The organism is Pyrinomonas methylaliphatogenes, assembly GCF_000820845.2.
GTDB lineage: Bacteria > Acidobacteriota > Blastocatellia > Pyrinomonadales > Pyrinomonadaceae > Pyrinomonas > Pyrinomonas methylaliphatogenes.
This window is the reverse complement of the sequence record NZ_CBXV010000008.1, coordinates 636,072-654,364: the sequence shown is the minus strand read 5'-3', so window position 1 is coordinate 654,364 and position 18,293 is coordinate 636,072. Positions and strand designations below refer to the sequence as shown.

Below are 18,293 nucleotides of genomic sequence, written 5' to 3'. Positions count from 1 at the left end.
CGTCAAGCCCAGATCCCCTAGGCTCGAACCATCCGCAAACGAATGCGGAATGGATCCTAGGCTCGAAACGAGCCGATCTTACCGCTTAGTCGCAGACGTTTGATTGCAGCAGCCTGCGCGGCGTTCGAACCTTCGAGCCGATTTAACCATTGGTCGCAGGGCGCGCTCATCACTGATGGCGCGATGAAAGGCGGCGCTGCCCGCCCGATCTTGGACCAGCCCGAAGACTTCGCCGGCGCTCAGAATAATTCACTATAAGGCCCAAATGCTCCACAAAGGGCAGGATCGCTCAAGCCTTTGACGTTGAAAACATCCCGCTCAAACGACCAGGATCAAAGGGCCATCGCGCTCGATCACTTCACCGATGATGTAAGCCTCGACTTTTCCGATAAACTCCTCGGCAGCGGCGGGAGAGAGACTTATCAGTAGGCCGCCCGCCGTCTGCGGGTCGAAAAGGGCGCTTTGCATCTCGCGCGAAACATATGGCGCAATCTCAACCGCATCGCCCACATAAGCGCGATTGTTGCGGTCACCGCGCGTCAGCATGCCTTGTGAGATCAATTCCAATACGTCGGGAAGCAGCGGTACGCGCCCAGCTTCGATCCTCAAGCTCACTCCGCTAGCGCGCGCCAACTCATAAGCATGCCCGATTAAACCGAACCCGGTGATGTCCGTACATGCATGAGCGCCCACTCGAACCATCATCTCCGCTGCGCGCGCAGCCGACTGCGTCATCACGCGCATCGCGGCGGAGACCGTCTCCTCCTTCGCAACCCCGCGCTTAATCGCCGTGGTGATCGCTCCCGTTCCCAACGGCTTCGTCAAGATCAACAGATCGCCCGGCTTCGCGCCGCTGTTTTTCACCACTTTATCGGGATGCACGAGCCCCGTCACAGCATAGCCGAATTTTATCTGATCATCATCGACCGAATGCCCGCCGAGGACGATCACCCCCTCTTCATTCATCGTCCGCTGGCCGCCCGACAAAATCCGCTTCAGCACGCTCATCTCCTCCTTTTGGGGATAGCAAACAAGCGCCAGCGCGGTCAGCGGCCTGCCTCCCATCGCATAGATATCGTTCAGAGAGTTGATCGCGGCGATCCGCCCATAGGTCTCCGGATCATCGGCAATCGGAGTGAAGAAATCGACTGTTTGCACTAACGCAACATCATCTCGCAGACGAAATACGCCGGCATCATCGGCCTTCTCGTACCCGACGAGTACGTTCGCGTCGCTTGGTTGTGGCGGCAACTCGCTCAGCACCTGAACGAGATCGCGTGGCGCGAGTTTAGCCACTCAACCAGCATATGAGACCATTTCAGTCAACCGTTTCTTCATTTTACCTTCTACAACGACTTCGAAAGGGCCCGTTCTTCAAGTCGCTGCGGCGCGATCGCCCGCCCCGAGCAGCAAGCGATAGATCCGATCGAGATCGCGCATATCGTAATATTCGATCTCTATCCTCCCGCCTTCTCCTTGAGCATCCGGCACTATGCGCACTTTCGTGCTCAGATATCGGCGTAGCCTGTTCTCCGCCGCCTGCACATTCGGATCGAGCACTTTTACCTGTTTCGGACGATCTTCGACCGCGGCGGATGGCGATACTCCGGCGATGACGCGTTTGACGGCCCGCTCCATCTCGCGCACGGATAAGTTACGCGCGACGCAATCCTCCGCCAACTTGCGTTGGATCTTCGGATCGTCCACTGCCAGCAGCGCGCGCGCATGGCCCATGGAGAGCTTCTCCTCTTCCACAAGCCGCTGAATCTCTTGCGGGAGACGTAAAAGTCTGAGGTAGTTGGCGACGAAGGAGCGGTCGCGGCCAATGCGTTGTGCGATCATCTCCTGCGTCAATCCAAGGGTGTCGATCAGCCGCTTGTACGCGTGCGCCTCCTCGATCGGATTCAACTCTTGGCGCTGGATGTTTTCGATCAGAGCGAGTTCGAGCAGCTTTTCGTCCGGCACCTCGCGCACGATAACCGGGACCTTTTTCAAACCGGCTTTCCGCGCCGCGCGCCAGCGGCGCTCGCCAGCGATCAACTGGTAACGCCCTTCGCGTCTGCGCACGAGAAGGGGTTGAACGATCCCGTTCGTGCGGATCGATTGCGCAAGATCGTCTAACCGACCCTCGTCGAAGTTGGTACGCGGTTGCACCTCGCTCGGATCGATCAGGTCGAGATCCACTTCCAGCAACTCATCACTGGGTATCGCCCGTGTATCCGACAGCAGCGCGCTCAGGCCCCTGCCGAGAGCTCTTCTTGTCATGCGCCAAGACCTCCTTCGCTAACTGTAGATAGCTTTCTGCGCCGCGTGAACGCGGATCATAAAGGATGATGGGCTTACCGTAACTGGGCGCTTCGGCCAACCTAACGTTCCGCGGGATCACCGTCTCGAAGACTTGACTTCCATAAAAATCGCGTAGATCAGCGGCCACCGCCGCCGAGAGATTCGTCCTCTCGTCGTACATCGTCAACAGGAGACCTTCGATGACGAGGCTCGGATTGAGCGATCGGCGAATTCGAGCGAAGGTATCGAAGAGTTCCGTCACGCCTTCTAGCGCGAAATATTCGCATTGGATAGGAACGAGCAGGGAATCGGCAGCGGTGAGGGCGTTAAGCGTGAGCAGCCCCAGCGATGGCGGGCAATCGATGATGATGTAATCGAATTCACCCCTCACATCCTGCAACGCGGCGCGCAGACGATACTCACGTTTCTCCACATCGACCAATTCGACCTCTGCGCCGGTCAGATTCCGCTCTGAAGGAGCGATCTTCAGCAAAGGTATCTCATTGCTCTGAATGATGTTCGCCAAAGGCTCGCCGAGCACCAAAACGTGATAGAGGCTTCGGCGAAAGCTGCCGCGCTCGATACCCGTGCCCGAAGTGGCATTCGCTTGAGGATCCGCATCTATCAAGAGCACGCGCAAGCCGCCCACGGCCAAGCAAGCCGCAAGATTGACCGCCGTCGTCGTCTTTCCGACACCGCCCTTCTGATTAGCTACCGCGATAACTTTCGCCATGACACGAAACCTCGCTCTTCGCTCGAAGGCGCATAAGCTATCACGAAAAGGCTCTACGCGCCACATTTTTTTGTCACCGTGCAGCCGCTTCGAACGTTCGGCGCGCAAGATGGTCACGAAAAGGCTCTACGCCCCACATCTTTTGTCACCTTGCACCATCCCGCGTTACACGTGAAACACAATCGAAGGCGTTTTGGGATTCCGGGTGGCCCCGCTAAATGCGCTCGGCAGAATTCTAGCGCGAGGAAGGAATTTTGGATTCCGCTTCGGGCGTTTCACGTGTAACATAATCCGGCCAGCCTGTGACTCATCCCCGCGGGGTAAGCCACTCGCGTTTCACGTGTAACATAATCCGGCCAATCCGATCGGCGACTTCGAGGTCGGCGAAACGGCGAAAGTGGGCGGGCGACTTGAGCCCTGCGTGGAAGCTCGGCGAGAGCAAAGGTCTAGCTCGATCAAATGGCGAGAGCAAAGGTCTAGCTCGATCAAATAAAGGGCAGCGTGGCGCTGGAGAGCGAGCCGCACGTCGCGTCGCTTACGTGTCTAGCTCGATCAAATAAGGGCAGCACGGGCAGCCCTCGCCGATTAAGCGGGAAGCGCTCGAAGCGTCGAAGTTTTGCGTGTTCGTATCGTCGAATCGACGACCGACAGCACATGAGCTTTTCCTTTATGCAATACAGATCTCATGGGAGAGCCTTTGAGTATCGCGAGCGCGTTCGAGGCCATCGCTCCGACAGCGGATGCAATACAGATCTCATGGGAGAGCCTTTGAGTATGTGCATTCCGCCTCAAGCTGCCCGCTTGAGCTTTAGATGGACGAGCAGGGTAGCCAAAGCCCCATGAGTTATCCCAGGGATGCGTCTTGCCTGTCCGAACGTCTCTGGGCGAGCCCGCTCAAGCCTTTCAACCATCTCACGCGATAATCCGCTTATCGCTCGATAATTGAAGTTGGCCGGGATAGGAATATGGTCGTGCTGGTTTATGCGCTCGTTTGTCGCCCGCTGTGCTTCGATGTAGCCGCTGTAGATGATATCGGCCAAAACCGTCTCCAAGTCGCTTAGGCTCGTCTGAGTGCGAACCTCCTGTGGCAGCAGATCGTAGATCAGATCAGGTTGCGCGCCAGGACGCTGTGCCAGTTGGGCGAGCGTGATCGAATCTCCCAAATTCTGACCGAGGCGCTGCGAAAGCTGCGCGTAAGTCGGATCGGAGCGCTTGAAGCGGGTTCCCTCGACCACGGCGCGCAATCTTGCGAGCCTTTCCCGACGGCGATTAAACCTTTCCCAATCCTCATCGCCGACCAAACCGAGACGCCGCCCGTATGGAGCCAGCCGCGCATCCGCCGTGTCGTAGCGCAGAGCCAATCGATTCTCCGATCGTGAGGTGAACATGCGATAAGGCTCGTCGACGCCATTGGTGATCAAGTCATCGATGAGCACGCCAATATATGATTCCTCTCGACGCAAACGGAACAGCGGCTCCCCGCGCACAAAGAGGGCTGCGTTGATGCCTGCAATAAGACCTTGACAAGCCGCCTCCTCATATCCGGTCGTGCCGTTGATCTGTCCGGCGAAGAAAAGGCCGCGCACGCGCGTCGTCTCCAAGAACGGGGTTAACTCTCGCGGGTCGACGAAATCATATTCAATCGCATATCCGGGACGGATTATACGCGCCTCCTCCAACCCTTCAATTTGGTGGACGAGCTCCTGTTGCAATTCAGCGGGCATGGAGGTTGAAAAACCGTTTAAATAGACCTCGTAAGTTTCATACCCTTCTGGTTCGAGAAAGAGCTGATGCCGAGTTTTGTCGGGAAATTTGACGACCTTATCCTCAATGGACGGACAGTAGCGTGGACCTATGCCTTTGATTTGGCCCGAGTAGAGCGGAGATTCGTGGATGTTGGCGCGGATAGTCTCATGCACGCGTTCATTGGTGTATCCGATATAGCATGTAATCTGCGGTTGCTCTATGCGCTCCGTGGCGAAAGAGAAGGGGACTGGGCGCTCATCCGCAGGCTGTGGCTCGAAGACCGACCAGTCTATGGTCCGCCCATCGAGGCGCGGAGGGGTGCCGGTCTTCAGCCGTCCGACCGGGAAACCGAGTCGCTTCAAACTTTCAGCCAATTCTATAGACGCGGGCTCGCCTGCGCGCCCCGCCGTATAAGTCCTTCTGCCTGTGTGTATGAGGCCGTTTAAGAAGGTCCCCGTCGCGAGGACAACCGCTTTGGCACGTAAGCGGCGGGTATCTTGCAACTCTACACCTTGAATCCGCCCGTCGGTGACGATCAGATCAATGACCAATCCTTGGCGCAAGTGGAGATTGGGCGTGGCCTCAAGCGTGCGGCGCATCTCCGCCCGATAAAGCGCGCGATCAGCCTGTGCGCGCGGAGCTTGCACGGCAGGGCCGCGCGAACGATTGAGCAGACGAAATTGAATACCTGTGCGATCGATGACCCGCCCCATTATTCCGCCTAAGGCATCTATTTCACGCACAAGATGGCCCTTGGCGATGCCTCCGACGGCCGGATTGCATGACATCTGCCCGATTGTGTCGAGGCTGAGGGTGACAAGAGCAGTCTCCGCCCCCATGCGCGCGGCGGCAGAAGCGGCTTCACAGCCGGCGTGTCCAGCGCCTATAACGATGACATCGAAGCTCTCATCGAAACCCATGAACTTCACGGCCCCATCACCTCCACATGCTCGCAGCGGATTAAATCGATCGAGCGGGATGCGTTCCGAATCGATCAGACCCTAACGACCCAATTTTGCCAGAAAAAAGCTCGAAAGAAAATCGCTCCGGGCGATCGCGCGAGCGTGGTCGAGTCGAGGCAGATCATTTTCCGATACAGAAGGTCGAAAAGATCTGGTCCAAGATATCTTCGGGGGTGGTCTCGCCGGTTATCTCACCGAGATAGCGCAACGCATCGTAAAGACCAACTAACACCAACTCTTCACTGGCCCGCTGTTTGATCAAGTCTTGCGCCGATCGCAGCGACTCGCTTGCGCGCCGCAGCAGATCATAGTGGCGCGCGTTTGTGATCAGGAATCCCCCGCTTGAATCTTCCGAACCGGCGAACGAGCGCAAAATCTCATCCCGAAGCGCTTCTAAACCATCTCCCGTCCTCGCGGAAACGGCGATGAGCTCGGCATCGATTTCGATCCCGCTCTCGCGGACTCTTTCGAGGGAGAACCCCTCAAGGTCGCTCTTATTGACGGCGATCAGATGACGATTTTCGCGCGCTTGAGAGAGAACCTCGCGATCCTCTTCGGTTAGCGGTGCGGATCCGTCGATGACGACGATGAGCAGATCCGCGTCGGCGATGGCGCGTTTTGTCCTCTCTATGCCGATGCGTTCGATTCGGTCCGTGGCCTCGCGCATGCCCGCCGTATCAGTCAGGAGCACGGGTATCCCGTCAAGATTGAGCATCTCGCTCAAGCTGTCACGTGTAGTTCCGGGCAATTCCGTCACGATGGCTCGGTCCTGCTTCAACAAGGCATTGAAGATGCTCGATTTTCCTACGTTCGGGCGCCCTATCAGAGTGACCCGCAAGCCCTCCTTGAGCAAGCGTCCGGTGCGAAATGTGGCCGCTAGATCCTCTATTTCGCCTATGAGATCGGAAAGCCGTGCGCTTATCCCCTCGATGGCCAAATCCGGAAGATCGTCTTCAACGAATTCGAGAGACGATTCGAGAGGCACAATGATCTCTAGCAGGGAATCTTTGAATGGCTGCAGGCGAGTCGAGAGTTCGCCGCTCAGTTGGCGCGCCGCTTGACGCGCGGCAGCCGTCGTTTGGGCATCTATGAGGTCGCGTATGGCCTCGGCTTGACTCAAATTCAAGCGGCCATTGGCTAAAGCGCGCAGCGTGAATTCACCCGGATCGGCGGCACGCGCGCCGAGTTGCAGGAGGATATCCACGATCTGGAGAAGGAGGATGGGGGAGCCATGGCAACTGAGCTCAACGACATCTTCGCCCGTGAAGGAGCGCGGCGCGCGAAAGTAGGTGATGAGAGCGCGATCCAGCTCCTCGCCGGTCTGCGGATCATATAGGCGGTGGAGCGATACGCGATTGGGTTCGGGTTGAAAGTCTGGCTTTTGCAAAAGCTTGCGCGTGAGGCTGAGCGATTCAGGGCCGCTCAAGCGCACGATGCCTATACCACCGCGTCCCGGGGGCGTAGAGATAGCGACGATCGTATCGCTTATCTGCAACACGATTTCTACTTTAAAACAGAACCCTATTTGGCGGAATCTTTCAAACTCACCTTGAGACGGCGCTGTTGACCTTCGCCGACCGACTCGGTCACCAGATCCTCGTTGTTGGCGAGCGCGAGGTGGATTATGCGCCGTTCATTAGCGCTCATCGGGCCAAAGACGAAGGGGACTCCGGTCGAGCGCACGCGCATGGCCGCATGCTGAGCCATCGCGCGCAGTTCAACCTCGCGTTCGGCGCGAAAGCCATGCGAATCGCAAACGATCCGCGCGCCGCGCGGTAGTGAGGAGAGGAAGATCTGATTGAGCAGGTCTTCGATCGCATAGAGCAGCTCTCCGCCTTCGCCGCGCAGAAGGTGCTCATCCTTGCCGACTATCTCCAACGAGCAATCTTCGGCAGAGGCGCTCGCGCGAGCCTGCAGCTCAAAGCCTAGACGACGGAAGAACTCGTTCAGAAACTTTTCCGCTTTCTGCTTTATCTCGTTCATCTTCAAGCGTTCGCGCGCCTTACGGGCATCCCCATCACACTTTCCGCTTTATCTCGCTCATCTTCAAGCGTTCGCGGTTCGACGCGCAGCCGCCGAGGCGGGCGATGTTGCGCGCTCGCCCTTTCCCCTCGATTCGACTTCAACCCTCTTCGTCGGCGGCGGCTCATCATCCTCCGATTTTAGCATACGATTGATGACCAGTTGTTGGCCGAAGCCGACGAGATTACCGACGAACCAGTAGACGAGTAGACCGGATGGCGCGCGCCAGAGCATGTAGAGCATCATCACCGGCAATAGTATGGCCATCATGTTGCGCTGCATCTTCGCCGCCGGATCATCAGATGGACTGGGAGTGACGATCTGCAGCACGAACATCGAAATGGCCATCAAAATTGGCAAGATATGAAGCGGATCGGCAGCCGAAAGATCTGGCATCCACAGAAATGATGCCTGCCGGAAGTCGAGCGAGATGGTGATGGCGCGGTAAAGGGCGAAGATGAAGGGCATTTGGATGAGAAGCAGCATGCAGCCGCCGAGGAAGTTCGCCTCCTTCATCAGCTTGAGCTGCTCCATCTGCAATTCCTTGTAGCGCGGATCATCCGGCTTCAAGCGCTTCAACCTCTCCTGCAGCTCTTTCATGCGCGGAGCGACCTTCTGCGCGCGCTTCATGGCCTTCGTCGAGCGCCACTTGAGAGGGAAGAAGAGCGAATAGATGGCGATCGTGAAGATGATGATCGCCGCGCCGTAGCTTCCCGTAACGCCGTAAAGACGCTTGATCGCCCAAAGGATGGGTACGGCTAGCGGGCGTGAAAGGCTTGCCAGAAAGCCGTAATCGATCAACCTCTCTAAATCCACGGGACGCCCCACCGTGCTGCTTATCGTCGCGCTCGCCTCCTGCAAAAGGTAGTGATCTTTCGGACCGACGTAGAAGCGCAGAGGGAAACCATCGGTAGGGATCGCCATCAGTCCCGTGATCAGGAAACGCTCCTCTTTCTGCCCGTCAGCTTGATGCTCATATCTTTCCGTGCGGTATTCGATGCTCGCCACGGGCCGCTGAGGGATAGCCACCATGGCAAAGTAGGTGTCGCCCACGCCAGCCCAATCTATCTTCCCCTGAAGTTTTTTGACGTCGTTGTCATCTTTGTGAACCGAGGATGCGTGTACGCGCTTCACCTCATCATCGACGATTGCGACACCTTCGGGCGGCACGGAGTAGAAGGTATAACGCGGTATGCCTTGATCGCCTATGCTCGGGCCGATCGCGAGCCTAGCCTCCGGCAGAGGATTGCCGTCGCGCGTAAGCTTTAGAATCAGATCGAACCCATAACGGTCCGCATCGAAGACGACTGTTTTGATCGCCTCGATCCCCATCTTCGGATCGCGTAGAACGAAGTCGAGACGCGCCGTCTGCCCCCCCTCGAGTTCTAACCGCACATCGCCTTGAGCGTCTACCCCGACGATTGAGTAACTGCTATGGTCGAGTATTGTATCGAGCGCTTGATCGCCCGTTCTGATCTGCAACGGGGCTTCGCCGCGTTCAAGACCGATCGGCGATATCAGTTCTAAAGGCTGCTTCCCATCCCTCCCAACGGAGTAAAGAGGGCGACCAGTATCCTTGTTCTTTTTGAGAATCCAGCTCTCGAGCACAGCGCCGCGGCTGCTGAATTTGGCTTCATAAAGCGGCGTCGAGATGGTGATGGTTTTCGGCGGAGCCTCTTCGATGGTTTGAACGCTCTCCGGCAGGAGAGCCTGGGCCTGTGCTTGCTGGGTTGGCTGTGCGACCGGCTGCCGCACGGATTGCGTTTGCGGCACAGAGGGGCGAAACAGATATTCCCAGACGATGAGTACCGTTGCCGAAAGTATCAGCGCTAGAATGAAACGTCTCTGTTCCATGAAAAACTTGTGTTCGCCTATTCGACAGGATCGTAGCCGCCCGCGCCAAAAGGATGGCAACGCAAAAGACGCCGCACGCTCATCCATGAGCCGCGCCAAACGCCGTACCGCATGATCGCTTCGCGCGCATACTCCGAACAAGTCGGCACAAAACGGCAAGCGGGAGGCAGCAGAGGCGAGATGGCCGCCTTGTAAAAATCCAGCAGCGCTATCATCAAAGTCTTCACGTCTGTATCGCTTTGCGCGCTAGTTCCATGCTACCTCAAAAAGTTTCGCTTGTCCCGTTCAACTAGCATGACTTCCGCTCATCTTCTGCAATTTGCGCGATAATTCGCCGCAACTCGGCCAGCGGTTGCCAAACCTTGGCCTCGATCAACGGACGGTTAGCGTTGAGCACCCAATCATACCTGAACTTCAAGCTCTCCAACTCCCTTCTACTCAGACGGAAAGCCTCCCGCAATAGCCGCTTCAAACGATTACGCTGCACGGCGTGGCGGGCTGTCCGCCGCGACGCCGTAACGCCTATGCGATGTTGATCGAGCTCATTTCGCCGAACGAAGGCCGTCAAATAACGCCCATCGTAGCGCCGCCCCAACGTATAAGCTAGACGAAATTCCGAGGAACGCCGCAGCCTGATCGAGCGCGGTAAATCGAATCTCAATAGTGCTCCGGCGTGAGCCGCTTGCGCCCTTTCGCCCGTCGCCGCTTCAGAACTAGGCGCCCTTTCTTCGTTGACATCCGCAGACGAAACCCGTGCTTCTTCGCCCGCCGACGATTGTTCGGCTGAAAAGTCCGTTTTGGCATAGAGTACCATTCTCCCGATGCGGATTTTCCGAAAAGGATAAAGGGTAACTTCTATGGAAATTGGCTGTCAAGAAAAGCGTTGCCCAAAAGATGGCAGCGCGCCTTTGTTCGAGTTCAGTGAAGTTGAAAACGCGCGAGAGTTTGCCTCGCGAATCTCGGCCAGCATGCCTTTCTTCGAGTTCAGTGAAGGCCCGTCTGAAACCGAGCCATCGGGGTCTACAGCTAATCGCCTGAGCAACCGCTACGCACGATCCAGAAGGGCATCAAGCTCGCCGTAGAAGGTCTACAGCTAACCGCCTAAGCATTTCGACCCCGAAGGCGGTGAGAGAAGTTGCGGAAGACATTCGCGTAGAAGGTCTGCAGCTAACCGCCTTAAGTACTTCGACAGTCGATTCCGCGGGGCGGCTGCCGATAAAGTCTACAAGCTAACCGCCTATGCGGTGGAAAGCGAGTGCCCAAAGTCACCTGCCGATCCCCAGGGGGCAAGCCCTCATTTAACCTCAAAAGGCCAGCCATGCGCGTATCTGGTCCCCTGCTGATCACTAGGGGACGAGCCCCTTGAAATTCAGGATTTTCACATTTCAACGAGCTTCCCCCAATTAAGCGGTCAACGGAAATTCGAGGACTTTCAGGACCGGCGGCGCATTCGGCAGCTATCGGGCGAGCCCAATTAAATGGGTCAACGGAAATTCGAGAATTCGAGGATCTTCCCTTATCCTCAAGGCTGTTCGAAAAGCGTAGCTTAAGCCAGTGTTCGAAAATCGTTCTCTACCGCAGCGAAACCAGTTAGCAACAGATCTTCAGTCGCCCGGAACGTCGCAACTATCGGAGCCAAAAAATTTTCTCCTTACCTTGTGGAAAACCCCTTGCGTTTTCCTTCGAATTGTGGTAGTCTCCGCGCCGTTTTGGGATCAGACTAAGACCGTAAACCATTGAAAACAAAATACTTAAAGTTCTACCTTAAGTTTCCCGGAGTTTTCCACAACCCTGTGGAAAACTTTGTGGAAAACTTTTCCGAGAGATTTTCAAACAGCGTGGCAAGTAGCGAACTTGCAATATTTTTACCCGGCGATTCAAAGGAAGAGCTTGAGAAGGTTATGTAACTAAATAGTACAGCTAGAGAGGAGGAGGCCATGAGGACTTCCGTCGAAGATCGCATTTGGAATGACCTGCTCCAGGCCATAGAGAGGCGTTTGAATCGGCAGAGCTTCGAGACGTGGTTCCGTCCCATACGGTTCGAAGGGTGCGATGAGGCGCGCCACGTGCTTCGGCTATGCGCCCCCAATCAGGTCGTCAAGGACTGGGTTAGCTCAAACTATTCCGATATCTTGCGGGCATCGCTTGAGGAACTGAACCTCGCCTCCTATCACGTCGACTGGAAGGTTGAAGATGAAGAACAGCAAACGGAGCGAATAATGAACGAGGAGTTTATTTCCTATAACGATGACTCTCTCGATCTTTCGTCGGACAAGGACCTATCTGGCCAGCCTCTTCCGAAGGGCAAGGGAACGAGTTTTCTTCCCTTGCTCGAAGCGGCGGAAGCGGAAGGTTTGATGCCCGGCTCGACAACTTTCGTCGATATAGAGCCGATGGAACTATCGCTCAACCCCAAATATACTTTCCAAACTTTCGTCGTCGGCTCGTGCAATCAATTCGCGCATGCGGCTGCGCTGGCCGTCGCCGAAGCGCCCGGTAAAACCTACAACCCGCTCTACATCTATGGTGGCGTGGGATTGGGCAAAACCCACTTGATGCACGCCATCGGCCACTTCATACGCGAGCGCAATCGACATCTGCGCTTATCTTATATCTCCGCGGAACGCTTTATGAACGAACTGATCAACGCCATACGCTACGACAAAGTGCAGGCGTTTCGCGAGAAATACCGTTTCATCGATGTTCTCTTGATGGACGATGTGCAATTCATGGCGGGCAAGGAGCGGACGCAAGAGGAGTTTTTCCACACCTTCAATGCGCTCTACGACGCGCAAAAACAGATCGTGATCACCTCCGACTGTCCGCCGCGCGGCATACCGATGATTGAGGAGCGTCTCCATTCGCGTTTCGAGTGGGGGTTGATCGCCGATATCGAGCCGCCGGACCTCGAAACCAAAGTCGCTATTTTGAAACGTAAAGCCGATCTCGATGGCGTAGAACTCCCGGACGATGTCGCCTTCTTCATCGCCAGCAAGGTCAAAAGCAATATACGCGAACTAGAGGGATCGCTCGTCCGTCTTGTCGCCATCTCTTCGCTACGCGGGCTCCCAATCTCGATCATGCTCGCACAAGATGCCATTCGCAACATCGCCGAAGATGACCGTCCCGCAGGGATAACCATAGAGCAGATCCAACGCGCCGTGGCTCAACACTACAAACTGCGCGTCGAAGATTTAAAATCCAAAAATAATTCGCGACAAATCGCCGTGCCGCGACAGATTGCCATGTACCTGTGCAAAAAGCTGACTAAACACAGCTTCCCGGAGATCGGGCGCGAATTCGGTGGCAAACACCACACAACCGTCATTCACTCCGTCGAGAAGATCGAATCTCTCGTCGAGAAGGATCCAAATTTCCACAGGGTGGTTAGTGACATTATCGATAGTATTTGCAAATAGTTAGCGGTTTGAGCAGGTTTCAGATTTCCACAGTATGGTTTCAATACAAACCTTTTATAATCAACGACTTAACTCTCAGTTTTCCACATTTCCACAGGTCCTGCGAAAAAAGGGCTGTGGAAACTGTGGAAAACTTCGGAAAACGGAAAAATTTTCCACAGGGGATCGAGATTTCCACAGAAATTTCCACAGGGGTTGTGAAAAACTAGTTCTTTATTTTCAATCACTTAAGTGGGTTTTCCACATTTCCACAGCCCCTACTACTACTACTAAATATACTCTTAGGGTGTAGAAATTAGCAGTAAGAGTAAAAAGGCTCAGTTTCGGATTTTGATTTTGTGACAAGAGAAGGGAGAGTTTATGGAATTTTCAATCGCCAGAGATGCTTTGTTGAAAGAGCTTCAATTTCTTCAAGGCGTCGTCGAGCGGCGCAACACGATACCGGTTCTTTCGAACCTTCTGATCGAATCCACAGAATACGGTACGGTGCGCCTTCTGGCGACCGATCTCGACACCACGTTGCGATGCGAGACAGGCGCGGAGATTATCGGGGAAGGGCGGATGCTCATCCCGGCGCGCAAGCTCTTCGATATCGTTCGTTCGCTTCCCGATGGAGAGGTCCACTTGCGGGGCGAAGCGAACAACTGGGTCGAGCTTAGATCGGGGCGTGCGCGCTTTCGTTTAGCGAGCGCCGCGCCGTCCGATTTTCCAGCGCTTCCTTCCGTTGGGACGCCCTCTCCGCTTGAGATAGCGGCTTCGCACCTTAGCTCGATGATCGAACGGACGATCTTTGCGATCACGCTGGAAGAGGCGCGCTACACGCTCTCCGGCGCGAAATTCATCTATACGCGGGAGTTCGTTCGGATGGTGACGACCGACGGCCACAGGCTCGCGTTTATCGAGCTTAAGGCTGAGCCAGGGCAGGGCAAGGAGATCGATGCGCTTATCCCACGCAAAGCGCTCGCTGAACTGGCCCGACTCGCATCCACTTACGATGGTTCGCTGAAGCTGTGGACGACCGAGAACCACATCCATTTTGAAATTGGGCCGCGCCTTCTTGTCGCACGTTTGCTTGCGGGGCAGTTCCCAAATTACGAGATGGTGATGCCGCGCGCGAGCGCCAGGAAGGCGCGCCTTGATTGTGCCCTCTTTGCCGGAGCGATCCGCCGTGTCGCGTTGATGGCCGATGACCGCTCGCGAGCCATTCGGCTGGCGTTCTCTCCGAATGGCTTGCAGATCAGCGCCCAATCGGCTGAAGAGGGATCGAGCGAGGAGAGGGTGGATGTCGATTACGACGGCGAGGAGATCGAAATCGGTTTCAACGCGCAATATCTGCTCGATTTCCTGCAAGTGGTGGGAGAGGGAGAGATCCTCTTCGAATTCAAGGATGCGAACAGTCAAGCTCAGTTGCGCCCCGTAGCGCAAGATGGATTCGATTATCGCTATATAGTCATGCCGATGCGATTGTAGCTTTGTCCGAGCTTGCGGCTGCCGCCTTTAACGCTAGATGTTTGAGGAACGCTTCTAAAACGAGCGGCAGCAGCGGCTGCTCTGAGGCGGTCTTTAGCGAGGTTCCAAATGGGATTTGGAGGCGTTCATGTGGTAGAATTAGCGCATGCTGCTCGAATCCCTTGAGGTTCATCAGTTCAGGAATTTGAGCGGCAAAGTGTTTTGGCATTCGAACCTCAACATAATTTATGGCGATAACGGGCAGGGAAAGACGAACTGGCTTGAGGCCATATATCTGCTTGCTACGAGTAAGTCTTTTCGCACTTCGCGACCTCAAGAAACCATCCGCTTTGGTGCCAATTTAGCTTTTGTGCGCGGACGTGTTCGGCAAAGCGAAGCGGTCTCGCGCGATCTGCAGGTCACCTTACAAGGGAATTCGAAACTCCTTTTCGTCAACGGGAAGAAGGAGCAGACCTCGGCTTATTTAGGCCAGCTTCAAGTCATCGCTTTTACCGCGGACGAATTGGAGGTCGTCCGCGGAGCTCCAGAGGCCCGTCGTCGTTTCTTGGATCGCGGCGTTCTAGCGCTCCATCACGCCTATATTCAAACGCTCGCCGATTATAATCAAGTCCTCAGGCAGAAGAATCGGTTGCTGCAGGAGGTCGCGGAAGGTAGACTGGCCGTCGAGCGCGCGCGCGAGCTGCTTTTGCCTTGGAATGAGCAGTTGGCTGAACTCGGCACCGAGATTCACTGCGCGCGCATCGATTATGTCAAGCGGTTAAATGCTGTGTTTGAAAAGAAGCTCTTTGGCCGCGAAGAGGTAACCATTCGATATCTTTCATCTTTGGAGGGCAAAGGTGATTTGAGCGATTACCGGCTCCTGTTAACTGAACGCCTGAACTTACGTTTGCCGGCTGAGATAGCCGCTGGATGCGCCCTCGTTGGCCCTCATCGTGACGATTTGGAGATACTCTTTGATGGGCGCGATATAAGGGCCTACGGGAGCGCCGGCCAACAGCGTAGCGCCTTGATTTTACTTGATTTAGCAGCCCTCTCGGTGTATCATTCATGGTGCGGCGAGTACCCACTATTTCTCATTGATGACATAGATGCTGAGCTTGACAGAAAGCGCATTGGGCATCTTTTGGAGTATTTGGAAGGGCGCACGCAGACCTTTATCACCACTTCGAAGGCCGATCTCATTCGAGGCTATTCATCGGATCAACAGGTTGCGCTGTATGAAGTAAAAGAAGGGCTCATCGTGCCGTCTTCATCAGAAGGGGTGCGCGCTGCATCGCAAATGGAAGGAGTTTTTCGCTCCTTGAGTTGACAGGGAGGTGATACGAATTTGGCGGCGACCAAGGTTGAAGAGGTTTACGATTCCAGTTCCATAACGGTCCTCGAAGGGCGCGAAGCTGTGCGCAAGCGCCCGGCCATGTACATCGGCTCGACGGGCGAACTCGGGCTGCATCATCTCGTCTATGAGGTGGTGGACAACTCTGTGGACGAGGCGCTCGCTGGATACTGCGACAACATTGAGGTGACGATTCATCTCGATAATTCGATCACGGTTGTCGATAACGGGCGCGGCATTCCGGTCGATTATCACAAGCAGGAGAAGAGATCGGCGGCTGAGGTCGTCATGACCAAGCTGCACGCTGGCGGTAAGTTCGATTCGAACGCTTACAAGGTATCGGGCGGCCTTCACGGCGTCGGCGTCAGTTGCGTCAACTTCCTTTCGGAGTGGTTGCGGCTTGAGATCTGGCGCGATGGCAAGACGTGGGAGCAGGAGTATCGTCGCGGCATCCCGGTCGCTCCGCTGCGGGCCACGGGCAAGACGCGCCGGCGTGGGACGAAGATCACATTCAAACCCGATCCGGAGATCTTCGAGACGACCGAATTCAGTTTCGACCGTCTGTCCGAGCGTTTGCGCGAGAAGGCCTTCTTGAATAAGGGCATCCGCATAACGATCGTCGATGAGCGCGAGGAGCCCGAGCGGCGTCACGAATTCTACTACAAAGGCGGGATCGCGGAGTTCGTCCGCCACTTGAATAAGAACAAGAACGTCCTTCACGATAAGCCGATCTACTTCGAACGACAGGATCCGAACCTTTCGATCGAGGTCGCCATCCAATACAACGACGGCTATGATGAGAAGGTCTACTCTTTCGCCAACAACATCAACACCGTTGATGGCGGCACGCACCTTTCGGGATTCCGTTCAGCTTTGACGCGGACGATCAACGCTTACGCGCAGAGTTCCGGGTTGGCGAAAAATTTCAAGGGTTCGTTGACGGGCGACGATGTGCGCGAGGGATTGGTCGCCGTCATCAGCGTCAAGCTCCCTCAGCCGCAGTTCGAAGGGCAGACCAAAGGCAAGCTCAATTCTGACGTCAAAGGCGCTGTCGAATCTTTCCTGAACGAGAAGCTCGCCGAATATTTCGAGCAGAACCCGACCGTCGCGCGCAAAATAGTCGGCAAGGCGATCGATGCGGCGCGAGCGCGCGAGGCGGCGCGCAAAGCGCGCGAGATCGTTCGCAAAAGCGCGCTGAATTCGGCCATGCTTCCGGGCAAATTGGCCGATTGCCAAGAGCAGGATCCGGCGTTATGCGAGCTTTACATCGTCGAGGGCGATTCGGCGGGCGGTTCGGCCAAGCAAGCGCGCGACCGGCGCAATCAAGCGGTGTTGCCTTTGAAGGGCAAGATCTTGAACGTCGAAAAGGCGCGCTTCGACAAGATGCTTTCGCACAGCGAGATCAAAACTTTGATCACCGCGCTCGGCACAGGCATCGGCAAAGATGATTTCGACATCAGCAAACTGCGCTACCACAAGATAATCTTTATGACCGACGCTGATGTCGATGGTTCGCATATCCGCACGCTGCTTTTAACGTTCTTCTACCGCCAAATGCCCGAGTTGATCGAAAAAGGGCATATCTACATCGCGCAACCGCCGCTCTACAAGGTCAAACATGGCAAGCGCGAGGAGTACATCAAAGATGAGCGGTCATTGACGCGCTACTTGATGAGGCTTGCGACGAACGATGTCAAGGTGAAATCGGAGAGCAGCGGGGCGGTGATCGAAGGGCGCGACCTTGCGCGTCTGCTCGAACAGGTGGCGGAGTTTCGTCGCTACTTCGATAAGGCCGTTCGCCGTTTCGCTGGCGATGAGCAGCTTCTGCGCACCTTGCTCGATGCCCTGGCCGGGAGGAAAGGGTTGCTTCGGCGCAAGAGCGGGCTATCGCTTCGCGATATCTTCCAAGAAGCTGAAGGGCGGTTGATCGCCGCGTTGGAAGGCGCGCTCGCCAAAGCCGGATATGATACCGAACTGGCGACAGACGAAGAGCATGATCTGTGGGAGATCGAAATCAAGAACAAGACCGGGGCGCGCGTCATGCTCGATTGGGATTTAGCGAGCCACGTCGAATTCCAAAAGGCAGTAGAGCTTCACATGCTGCTCGAAGATGCGCTCGCCGCCCCCTTCATCATCCAGCAGAACGGTTCAAGCGAACGCATAGAGACGCGCGAAGATCTGCTCGAGCGCGTGCTTTCGGCGGCGAAGAAGGATCTGACAATCCAGCGCTACAAGGGGCTCGGCGAGATGAACCCGGAGCAGCTCTGGGAGACGACGATGAACCCTGAAAAGAGGACCCTTCTTCAGGTCAAGATAGATGATGCGGTCGAAACGGACCAGATCTTCACTATTTTGATGGGCGATTCGGTCGAGCCACGCCGTCGCTTCATCGAAGAGAATGCGCTCGACGTGCGCAACCTCGATATCTGAAGCTCACTCTCTTTGAAGAGGATTTCGATCCTGAACGG

14 protein-coding genes are annotated in these 18,293 nt (G+C 55.7%); 4 read left to right on the top strand and 10 right to left on the bottom strand.

The annotated features are described in order from the left end of the window. Positions 1–318 precede the first annotated feature (318 nt). From selD to rpmH, 10 genes are all read right to left on the bottom strand, one after another. Entirely contained in the window at positions 319–1,338 is a 1,020-nt protein-coding gene (gene selD, locus PYK22_RS14060) for a selenide, water dikinase SelD (RefSeq protein WP_083437872.1), read from the bottom strand. Positions 1,339–1,374: 36 nt separating this feature from the next. After that, on the bottom strand, positions 1,375–2,265 hold the full coding sequence (locus tag PYK22_RS14055) for a ParB/RepB/Spo0J family partition protein (protein WP_041978248.1): 891 nt from the start codon (positions 2,263–2,265) through the stop codon (positions 1,375–1,377). After that, on the bottom strand, positions 2,198–3,019 hold the full coding sequence (locus PYK22_RS14050; RefSeq protein WP_041978245.1) for a ParA family protein: 822 nt from the start codon (positions 3,017–3,019) through the stop codon (positions 2,198–2,200). The genes PYK22_RS14055 and PYK22_RS14050 overlap by 68 nt, the downstream gene beginning before the upstream one ends. Positions 3,020–3,807: 788 nt before the next feature. Beyond that, positions 3,808–5,685 (bottom strand): tRNA uridine-5-carboxymethylaminomethyl(34) synthesis enzyme MnmG, encoded by a 1,878-nt coding sequence (gene mnmG / locus PYK22_RS14045; RefSeq protein WP_041979114.1) that lies wholly within the window; start codon positions 5,683–5,685, stop codon positions 3,808–3,810. A 163-nt stretch (positions 5,686–5,848) separates the two neighbouring features. After that, positions 5,849–7,225 carry a tRNA uridine-5-carboxymethylaminomethyl(34) synthesis GTPase MnmE gene (mnmE, locus tag PYK22_RS14040; RefSeq protein ID WP_060635698.1) on the bottom strand — a complete coding sequence of 459 codons (1,377 nt, stop codon included), beginning with the start codon at positions 7,223–7,225 and terminating at the stop codon, positions 5,849–5,851. Between the two features lie 23 nt (positions 7,226–7,248). Continuing rightward, a complete protein-coding gene (locus tag PYK22_RS14035) occupies positions 7,249–7,710 on the bottom strand; it encodes a Jag family protein (RefSeq protein ID WP_041978243.1) in 462 nt (153 codons plus the stop codon). A gap of 63 nt (positions 7,711–7,773) precedes the next feature. Beyond that, positions 7,774–9,603, bottom strand: a complete 1,830-nt coding sequence (yidC, locus tag PYK22_RS14030; RefSeq protein WP_041978241.1) for a membrane protein insertase YidC — start codon at positions 9,601–9,603, stop codon at positions 7,774–7,776. Positions 9,604–9,620: 17 nt separating this feature from the next. Then, on the bottom strand, positions 9,621–9,818 hold the full coding sequence (gene yidD / locus PYK22_RS14025) for a membrane protein insertion efficiency factor YidD (protein WP_211197718.1): 198 nt from the start codon (positions 9,816–9,818) through the stop codon (positions 9,621–9,623). A gap of 74 nt (positions 9,819–9,892) precedes the next feature. After that, positions 9,893–10,264 (bottom strand): ribonuclease P protein component, encoded by a 372-nt coding sequence (gene rnpA / locus PYK22_RS16970; protein WP_083437870.1) that lies wholly within the window; start codon positions 10,262–10,264, stop codon positions 9,893–9,895. After that, a complete protein-coding gene (gene rpmH / locus PYK22_RS17370) occupies positions 10,261–10,407 on the bottom strand; it encodes a 50S ribosomal protein L34 (protein ID WP_083437869.1) in 147 nt (48 codons plus the stop codon). Before rpmH ends, rnpA begins: the two co-directional genes overlap by 4 nt. A 1,133-nt stretch (positions 10,408–11,540) precedes the next feature. Between rpmH and dnaA the strand changes: the two genes are divergently transcribed. From dnaA to gyrB, 4 genes are all read left to right on the top strand, one after another. Next, on the top strand, positions 11,541–13,022 hold the full coding sequence (gene dnaA / locus PYK22_RS14015; protein ID WP_041978237.1) for a chromosomal replication initiator protein DnaA: 1,482 nt from the start codon (positions 11,541–11,543) through the stop codon (positions 13,020–13,022). A 360-nt stretch (positions 13,023–13,382) separates the two neighbouring features. Further along, positions 13,383–14,492 carry a DNA polymerase III subunit beta gene (gene dnaN, locus PYK22_RS14010; RefSeq protein WP_041978235.1) on the top strand — a complete coding sequence of 370 codons (1,110 nt, stop codon included), beginning with the start codon at positions 13,383–13,385 and terminating at the stop codon, positions 14,490–14,492. Between the two features lie 145 nt (positions 14,493–14,637). Beyond that, the gene (gene recF / locus PYK22_RS14005; protein ID WP_041978233.1) at positions 14,638–15,801 is read left to right on the top strand and encodes a DNA replication/repair protein RecF; all 1,164 of its coding nucleotides are present in this window, start codon (positions 14,638–14,640) and stop codon (positions 15,799–15,801) included. 18 nt (positions 15,802–15,819) lie between these two features. Beyond that, on the top strand, positions 15,820–18,255 hold the full coding sequence (gene gyrB, locus PYK22_RS14000) for a DNA topoisomerase (ATP-hydrolyzing) subunit B (RefSeq protein ID WP_041978231.1): 2,436 nt from the start codon (positions 15,820–15,822) through the stop codon (positions 18,253–18,255). Positions 18,256–18,293: the final 38 nt, after the last annotated feature.

What these genes read in the sequence shown, in the direction of transcription:
- PYK22_RS14055 (WP_041978248.1), bottom strand. Translation starts at nt 2,265, where the DNA reads ATGACAAGAAGAGCTCTCGGCAGGGGCCTGAGCGCGCTGCTGTCGGAT.
- PYK22_RS14050 (WP_041978245.1), bottom strand. Translation starts at nt 3,019, where the DNA reads ATGGCGAAAGTTATCGCGGTAGCTAATCAGAAGGGCGGTGTCGGAAAG.
- mnmG (WP_041979114.1), bottom strand. Translation starts at nt 5,685, where the DNA reads ATGGGTTTCGATGAGAGCTTCGATGTCATCGTTATAGGCGCTGGACAC.
- PYK22_RS14035 (WP_041978243.1), bottom strand. Translation starts at nt 7,710, where the DNA reads ATGAACGAGATAAAGCAGAAAGCGGAAAAGTTTCTGAACGAGTTCTTC.
- yidC (WP_041978241.1), bottom strand. Translation starts at nt 9,603, where the DNA reads ATGGAACAGAGACGTTTCATTCTAGCGCTGATACTTTCGGCAACGGTA.
- yidD (WP_211197718.1), bottom strand. Translation starts at nt 9,818, where the DNA reads ATGATAGCGCTGCTGGATTTTTACAAGGCGGCCATCTCGCCTCTGCTG.
- rpmH (WP_083437869.1), bottom strand. Translation starts at nt 10,407, where the DNA reads ATGCCAAAACGGACTTTTCAGCCGAACAATCGTCGGCGGGCGAAGAAG.
- dnaA (WP_041978237.1), top strand. Translation starts at nt 11,541, where the DNA reads ATGAGGACTTCCGTCGAAGATCGCATTTGGAATGACCTGCTCCAGGCC.
- dnaN (WP_041978235.1), top strand. Translation starts at nt 13,383, where the DNA reads ATGGAATTTTCAATCGCCAGAGATGCTTTGTTGAAAGAGCTTCAATTT.
- recF (WP_041978233.1), top strand. Translation starts at nt 14,638, where the DNA reads ATGCTGCTCGAATCCCTTGAGGTTCATCAGTTCAGGAATTTGAGCGGC.